The sequence below is a fragment of the Mesorhizobium sp. P5_C1 genome (genome assembly GCF_054049815.1).
This window is the reverse complement of sequence record NZ_JBFULQ010000317.1, coordinates 1-6,513: the sequence shown is the minus strand read 5'-3', so window position 1 is coordinate 6,513 and position 6,513 is coordinate 1. Positions and strand designations below refer to the sequence as shown.

The following is a 6,513-nucleotide window of genomic DNA, read 5'->3' as shown; positions in this document are numbered from 1 at the left end:
GCTAAAACACCAAGACGTCGATTCCGCCCATCGGATGGACGGCGGCGCCGTGCGCTACGCTGTGGATATGGATCGCGACGACGTCACGTCAAAATGATATGGGTCATGTGCTCGACCAAAGGCCTTGGCCTCGGCATGCTCACCGGCCCACGTCACATCCCGGCGGTAGCCTGAATGGCCGCGGCGGGCCGGCCCCATGCCGGCCCGCGTGCGTTTCATCGACAAGCTCCTCGCCACCCACCTGCCGAGCCGCGCTGATAATTGTCGAGAAGCGCTGACATCCATGAAACCTTTTGATTTTTAAGCCGTTGTCGGCCTATGTCCGGGGTCAAATCCAAGCTGAAATCTGTCAACGGTGCCAAACCACGCGGAGCTGAAAAGTCGCGCCAGGAAAAGGCATCGACCGTCGAAGCCGCGCCCGAGGTCGACGGGCATGCCGCGCACGAGGTCGACGGGCATGCCGCGCCCGAGGTCAACGGCCAGGCCGCGCCGCCGCCCGATGTCATCGAACCCGATCCGGAACTGACGCCCGAGGAGGCCGAGCAGGCGCGCAAGAAATACTTGTTGAAGCGCTTCTGGATCGGCGCGCGCGGCTACTGGGGCCGCGGCGGTGACAGGCTCGCCTGGCCGTTCACGATCGGGCTGTTGATCCTGATATGCGTGAACGTCGGCTTCCAGTATGGGATCAATCGCTGGAACCGGGCGATTTTCGACGCCCTTGAGCAACGCGATGCCCACACCGTGTACTTCCTGAGCGCCGTTTTCGTGCCGCTGGTGCTCGGAAGCGGAAGCCTTGTCGTTACGCAAGTCTTTCTTCGCATGACGATTCAGCGCCGCTGGCGTTCCTGGCTCACCACCGCGGTCATCGCGCGCTGGCTTGCGAACGGCCGCTACTATCAGTTGAACCTCGTCGGCGGCGACCACCAGAACCCCGAAGCTCGCGTTTCGGAGGATTTGCGGATTGCCACCGAATCCCCGGTCGACTTCACCGCCGGTGTCATCAACGCGTTTCTGTCGGCCTCGACCTTCATCGTGGTGCTGTGGACGATCGGCGGAGCCCTGAGCTTCACAATCTCGGGTTCGACCATCACGGTTCCCGGCTTCCTCGTCATCACGGCGATCGTCTATGCCGCGATGACGTCCACTTCGATGGCGGTGATTGGCCGCCATTTCGTCCACCTCTCCGAGGAAAAGAACCAGGCGGAAGCCGAATTCCGCTACACGCTGACGCGCGTGCGCGAGAACGGCGAGAGTATCGCGTTGCTCGGCGGCGAGGAGGAGGAGCGCAGCGGCATCGACAAGAGGTTCGCCCATGTGCTCAGACAATGGGCGCTCCTCACGGGCCAGCACATGCGCACCGCACTGGTGTCGCAAGGGTCGAGCCTGTTTGCGCCGGTCGTGCCGGTTTTGCTTTGCGCTCCAAAGTTTCTCGAAGGCAGCATGACACTTGGACAGGTCATGCAAGCTGCCTCCGCCTTTGCCATCGTGCAGGGCGCATTCGGATGGCTGGTCGACAACTACCCCCGTCTCGCCGACTGGAACGCCTCCGCAAGGCGCATCGCCTCGCTGATGATGTCGCTCGATGGGCTCGAGCGCGCCGAGCAGAGCGACGCCCTGGGACGCATCCAGCGCGGCGAAACCGAAGACGGTGCGATGCTCAGCATCGACAATCTCTCCGTGACGCTCGACGACGGCACGTCCGTGGTCAAGGAAACCAAGGTCGTGATCGAACCAGGCGAGCGGGTGCTGGTGGCCGGTGAATCCGGTTCAGGCAAGAGCACGCTGGTGCGGGCCGTCGCGGGTCTCTGGCCATGGGGTGGCGGCAGCGTCAATTTCCACGCCGACAGGCGGCTGTTCATGTTGCCGCAACGACCCTACATCCCCTCAGGCACGCTTCGCCGCGCAGTCGCCTATCCCGCCGCCGCCGACAACTGGACGATCAAAGAGATCAAGGCTGCGCTCGATAGAGTGGGCCTCGCCTATCTCGCAGACAGGATCGAGGACGACGCGCCATGGGACCAGACCTTGTCGGGTGGCGAAAAACAGCGGCTCGCCTTCGCGCGTCTGCTGCTGCACAGCCCCGACATCATCGTGCTGGATGAAGCAACCGCGGCGCTCGATGAGAAAAGCCAGGGCAGGATGATGGAGGTGCTCATCCAAGAATTGCCCAAGGTCACCATCATAAGCGTGGCGCATCGCGCCGAGTTGGAAGCCTTCCATAGCCGCAAGATCACGCTGGAGCGGCGCGAGGACGGCGCAAAGCTCGTCAGCGATGTCGATCTTGTCCCACGCAAGGGCAGACGCAACTTGATCGGGCGCGCCTTGTGGGGCTCTGGCCGAAAGGCAGCGTGACCATGGGTAAAGCGGTCTCTGCAGGCGATTGATCGACCAAAACTAGGGGATCAGCACCACCTTCCCCGTCGAGCGGCGCTCGTCCAGCAAGCGGTGCGCTTCGCCAGCCTGGTCGAGCGGGAAGCGGCCGCCGATCGCAACCTGGAGCCGACCGCTTGCCGCCAGTTGGAACAGCTCGGACAGGCTGGCTTTCAGTACGTCCGTGGACAGCAGCGGCAGCAGCGCGAAACCTCTCAAAGACTGGTTGCGGCCGATCATCGCTTCCAGGTCGGAAGCCGCAAGCGTGTAGCGGCCAAGTGCGGCGAACACCAGTTCGCCGCCGGGTGCCAGAGCCTGCAGCAACGCAGCCGTCAGTGCGCCGCCGACCGTGTCGTAGATGATATCGGCGCCCTGCCCGTCCGTGATGTCACGGAGGTGAGCGGGCCAATCCGGCTTGAGATAGTCGACGGCGGCATCGGCGCCGAGCGACAAAGCGAGATCGAGCTTGGCCTTGCCGCCGGCGGCCGCGATCACCTTGCGTGCGCCCTTTAGCCTGGCCAGCTGGACAAGCAGCGACCCGACGCCACCCGAAGCGGCCGGCACCAGCACCGACTTGCCGCCGGGCGGGCTTTGCCGCAGCAGGTGAAGGGCCGTCAACCCCTGTACCATCAACGCCGTGGCATCCTCGAACGACAGGGCATCCGGCAGCCGCACGACGAGATCGGCGTCGATCGTCACCTCCTCCGCATAACCGCCGTGAGGATGCTTTGAAACGAACAAGGGCGCGGCGACACGGGCTCCCAGTAGCGACGCATCCACCCCGTGTCCAACAGCCTCGACGAAGCCCGCGGCCTCGACGCCAAGGATCATCGGCAGTTGCGGCGTCACCGCGTAGCCATCCCTGCGCATCAGCACTTCGAAGAAATTTATCCCGGCGGCATGGACGCGGATCAGCACCTCGCCGGCCTGCGGCACTGGCGACGGTAGGTCGACCGCCTCCAGCACGTCGGGACCGCCGAAGCGGCTGAGTTGAATGGCTTTCATGGCAAACTCCGATCGCTATGGCATCGGCCACGGTTTGCCACTATCTGCGCAGCCTCGACTACACACTCATTTGTCCCCTGCTGACCAGGAGGTGACCATGGCCAATCCCAGCAAGAGACCGCCCATCAAGCGATTGCCGATGCTGCCGGCGGAACGCGCCCTGAAAGTGATCGCTGGGCGCTGGAAGGCGGTCATCCTCTACCATCTCTTTGATGGCCCGCGACGGCTGTCGGCGCTGAAGGCGATGATGCCTGGCATCACCCAGAAGGTGCTGATCCAGCAGCTGCGCGAAATGGAGGAGCACGGCCTCGTCAGCCGCGAGATCTTTGCCGAAGTCCCCTCGCGCGTCGAATATTCCGCGACAAGTCTCGGCCTCAGCCTCGAGCCGATCCTGCTGGCGCTTTGCCAATGGGGCCAGCACCACGCCGACGAGCTCAACGAAATGCATCGCCTCACCGATTGCATCATCCGCCCAAGGCCGGCGCGGGAGACGCACGCCTCCCACAATTGAAAAGGGCGGCGCAAGCGCCGCCCCGGATCCTTGGGAGGAAAATTCGAACCGACGGTCAGGCCGCCTTGACTTCCTCGGCGACGGCGTCGGCCTGACGTGCTGCCTTCAGCACCTTGGCCCACCACGCGACGTCGTTGACCAGCGCCGTGGCGGCCTGGTTCAGGTGCTCGAGCTCTTCGAGCTTCTTCTCGCCCTGGCGGACGGCGAGGAAGTCGCCCCAGGCGATATGGACGGCCGACTTGACCGGCGCCATCTGCAATTCGACCGCATGAAGGCGCAGCTGCTCGACGGCGCGGGAGCCGCCGACGCTGCCATAGCCGACGAAGCCGGCCGGCTTCTTGTTCCATTCGTTGGCAGCGTAGTCGATGGCGTTCTTCAGCACGGCCGTCGGACCATGATTGTATTCGGCGGCGGTGAAGATGAAGCCGTCGAATTCGGCGACCTTCTTCTGCCAGCGCTTCGCCACTTCATTCTGCGACGGTGCCCAGGCGGAGGATGCGACCTCGTCGAAGAACGGCAGCGGGAAGTCGCGCAGGTCGACGATCTCGACGTCGATATCGGCATGCGATTTGGCGATCTTGGCGATCCACTGGGTTGGTACGTCGGCGAAGCGCGCGGCGCGCGTGGAACCGACAACGATGGCGATCTTGGGTTTTGACATGGGGCTCTTCCTTGCAAGTAAAGCTGGTATCGTTTGGATACCGGCGCTATATGAGATACTGTCAACTCGCGGCGCAAGGAGGCACCTTTTTGTTACTGAGGAACCCGCTCAACACCGAAGATTGCCGCGCCGTTTCGGAAATCCTGCAGCGCGTCGGCGATAAATGGACCGTTCTCGTGGTCGGAAAGCTCGGCCAAGGACCGTTGCGATTCAATGAGTTACGCGCTGCTGTCGGCGGCATCTCGCAGAAGATGCTGACCACCACCTTGCGCGGATTGGAGCGAGACGGCTTCGTCACCCGCACGGTGTTCCCGACCATTCCGCCACGCGTCGATTACGAGCTGACAGAACTCGGCCATGAGTTGCTGATCCCGGTCAGCGCACTCGGTGAATGGGCTCGCGTCAACACCACGCGCGTGCGGGCAGCACGCGAGAAATTCGACGCGACGCATGCCTGAAGCCTTTGTATTGGAATGGTTTTCGCCGATGGCTGCGCTAGCGACATTGCATTCCGTCGGCGGCAGTTGACCGGGTTCGGGTCTGCCTTTCAGACGAACGCCGTCAGCGGACAAGGACAAAGCCGCGGCGGTACCTGCCAGCGCGGCGTTCAGCAATCGTTGACTGATTGTCTTCGTTCATCAACAGACCGTGCGCGCGGCCCGTTTCGCATCTGCCGCGTGTTCACCCCGGCATGGCTGCGCGCCGAAGCCCCGGTCAGGCTTCTGCCGGAACCGCCTTTGGCTTGCCCTCGCCATCCAGCGCCACCATGACGAAATCGGCATGGGTGACCTTCTCCATCAGGTCTGAGAGATAGCGCTGCGCCCAGGCCTCGACCTTGAGCGTCATCGAGGTGCGGCCGACACGCTCGACATGGGTGTAGATGCACAGCGTGTCGCCGATCTTCATCGGCTTGGCGAACGACATCTCCTTGACCGCCGCCGTCACCACGCGGCCCTTGGCGCGCTCGGCAGCACGGATGCCGCAGGCAAGGTCCATCTGCGCCATCACCCAGCCGCCGAAGATGTCGCCGGCCGCATTGGCATCCGAAGGCATGGCCAGCGTGCGCAGCGTCAGATCGCCGAGCGGCCGTCCTTCAGCGTAGTGCACCATGGGGGAAATCCTTCGAGGTCAATGCCCTCGATCCCGTAGCGTCATGGCGCCGAGAGGTCAACGCGCCACCCACCGAAGTCTCGCTTGGCCGCTAGAAGTAACGCGCGAGGTTTGAGCGAATGCGATCCAGGACGTTATGCCCAGAAAGGTCGGGAGAGAATTCTCTGCCCGTGATTGCCTCGTAAGCCTGTGCATAGACCCGGGATGCCTGTTCGACAATCTCGTCGGGTATGTCAGGTATCGGTTGGCTGTAAGGATCGCATCGCGCAGAGACCCACGACCGGATGAAATCCTTGTCGAAACTCTCCGGCCGGCTGCCGCTGGCGAGGGCTTCCTCATAGCTCTTGGCGATCCAGTACCGGCTGCTGTCCGGCGTGTGGATTTCGTCGGCAAGGATTATGGTCCCGTTCCTGTCGGTGCCGAATTCGTACTTCGTATCGGCGAGGATGAGGCCGCGTTCGGCGGCGCGCTGCTGTCCACGGGCGAACAGCCGCAAGGCATAGCCCGACACGGTATCCCACTGCGCCTGGGTGAGAAGGCCCTGGTCAAGGATCTCGGCCTTGGACAGCGGCTCGTCATGGCCACCGTGCTGGGCTTTGCTGGTCGGCGTGATGATTGGCTCGGCCAGTTTTTCATTGTCGCGCAGGCCGTTCGGCAGGGTCATTCCATACATGTCCCGGTCACCGCGCCGGTACCTTGTCAGGATCGAGGTGCTGGTGGTTCCCGCCAGATAGCCACGCACGACGATTTCGACCGGCAGGATGTCGAGCCTTGTGCCGACGACGACGTTCGGGTCGGGATATTCGAGAACATGGTTCGGGCAGATATCGGCGGTTTCCTCGAACCAGTACCGCGC

Annotated in this window: 7 protein-coding genes; 3 read left to right on the top strand and 4 right to left on the bottom strand. The window is 63.2% G+C overall.

Annotated elements, in window-relative coordinates; translation table 11 throughout:
- The first annotated feature begins 318 nt into the window (after positions 1 to 318).
- Positions 319 to 2,352, top strand: coding sequence for an ABC transporter ATP-binding protein/permease (locus ACXJ7R_RS21690; RefSeq protein WP_457153639.1), 2,034 nt, complete (start codon positions 319 to 321; stop codon positions 2,350 to 2,352).
- 42 nt (positions 2,353 to 2,394) lie between these two features.
- On the opposite strand, the gene ACXJ7R_RS21685 is transcribed toward ACXJ7R_RS21690, so the two are convergent.
- Positions 2,395 to 3,375 carry a quinone oxidoreductase family protein gene (locus ACXJ7R_RS21685; RefSeq protein WP_457153638.1) on the bottom strand — a complete coding sequence of 327 codons (981 nt, stop codon included), beginning with the start codon at positions 3,373 to 3,375 and terminating at the stop codon, positions 2,395 to 2,397.
- A 97-nt stretch (positions 3,376 to 3,472) separates the two neighbouring features.
- Here ACXJ7R_RS21685 and ACXJ7R_RS21680 point away from each other — a divergent pair, with 97 nt between their 5' ends.
- Positions 3,473 to 3,886, top strand: a complete 414-nt coding sequence (locus ACXJ7R_RS21680; RefSeq protein WP_457153637.1) for a winged helix-turn-helix transcriptional regulator — start codon at positions 3,473 to 3,475, stop codon at positions 3,884 to 3,886.
- Between the two features lie 55 nt (positions 3,887 to 3,941).
- Here the strand turns inward: ACXJ7R_RS21680 and ACXJ7R_RS21675 are convergent, their stop codons facing one another.
- Positions 3,942 to 4,547, bottom strand: a complete 606-nt coding sequence (locus ACXJ7R_RS21675) for an NADPH-dependent FMN reductase (protein ID WP_095090908.1) — start codon at positions 4,545 to 4,547, stop codon at positions 3,942 to 3,944.
- Positions 4,548 to 4,636: 89 nt separating this feature from the next.
- Between ACXJ7R_RS21675 and ACXJ7R_RS21670 the strand changes: the two genes are divergently transcribed.
- A complete protein-coding gene (locus ACXJ7R_RS21670; protein ID WP_167392347.1) occupies positions 4,637 to 5,005 on the top strand; it encodes a winged helix-turn-helix transcriptional regulator in 369 nt (122 codons plus the stop codon).
- 256 nt (positions 5,006 to 5,261) lie between these two features.
- Here the strand turns inward: ACXJ7R_RS21670 and ACXJ7R_RS21665 are convergent, their stop codons facing one another.
- Both ACXJ7R_RS21665 and ACXJ7R_RS21660 read right to left on the bottom strand, forming a co-directional pair.
- Positions 5,262 to 5,657: an acyl-CoA thioesterase gene (locus ACXJ7R_RS21665; RefSeq protein ID WP_095090906.1), complete on the bottom strand. Its 396-nt coding sequence runs from the start codon at positions 5,655 to 5,657 to the stop codon at positions 5,262 to 5,264.
- 91 nt (positions 5,658 to 5,748) lie between these two features.
- Positions 5,749 to 6,513, bottom strand: a 765-nt coding sequence (locus tag ACXJ7R_RS21660) for a phosphoribosylaminoimidazolesuccinocarboxamide synthase (protein ID WP_457153636.1), incomplete at its 5' end; no start/stop codon positions are given.

Excerpts from the sequence above, each read along its gene's own strand:
- ACXJ7R_RS21690 (WP_457153639.1), top strand. The coding sequence starts at position 319 with ATGTCCGGGGTCAAATCCAAGCTGAAATCTGTCAACGGTGCCAAACCA.
- ACXJ7R_RS21685 (WP_457153638.1), bottom strand. The coding sequence starts at position 3,375 with ATGAAAGCCATTCAACTCAGCCGCTTCGGCGGTCCCGACGTGCTGGAG.
- ACXJ7R_RS21680 (WP_457153637.1), top strand. The coding sequence starts at position 3,473 with ATGGCCAATCCCAGCAAGAGACCGCCCATCAAGCGATTGCCGATGCTG.
- ACXJ7R_RS21675 (WP_095090908.1), bottom strand. The coding sequence starts at position 4,547 with ATGTCAAAACCCAAGATCGCCATCGTTGTCGGTTCCACGCGCGCCGCG.
- ACXJ7R_RS21665 (WP_095090906.1), bottom strand. The coding sequence starts at position 5,657 with ATGGTGCACTACGCTGAAGGACGGCCGCTCGGCGATCTGACGCTGCGC.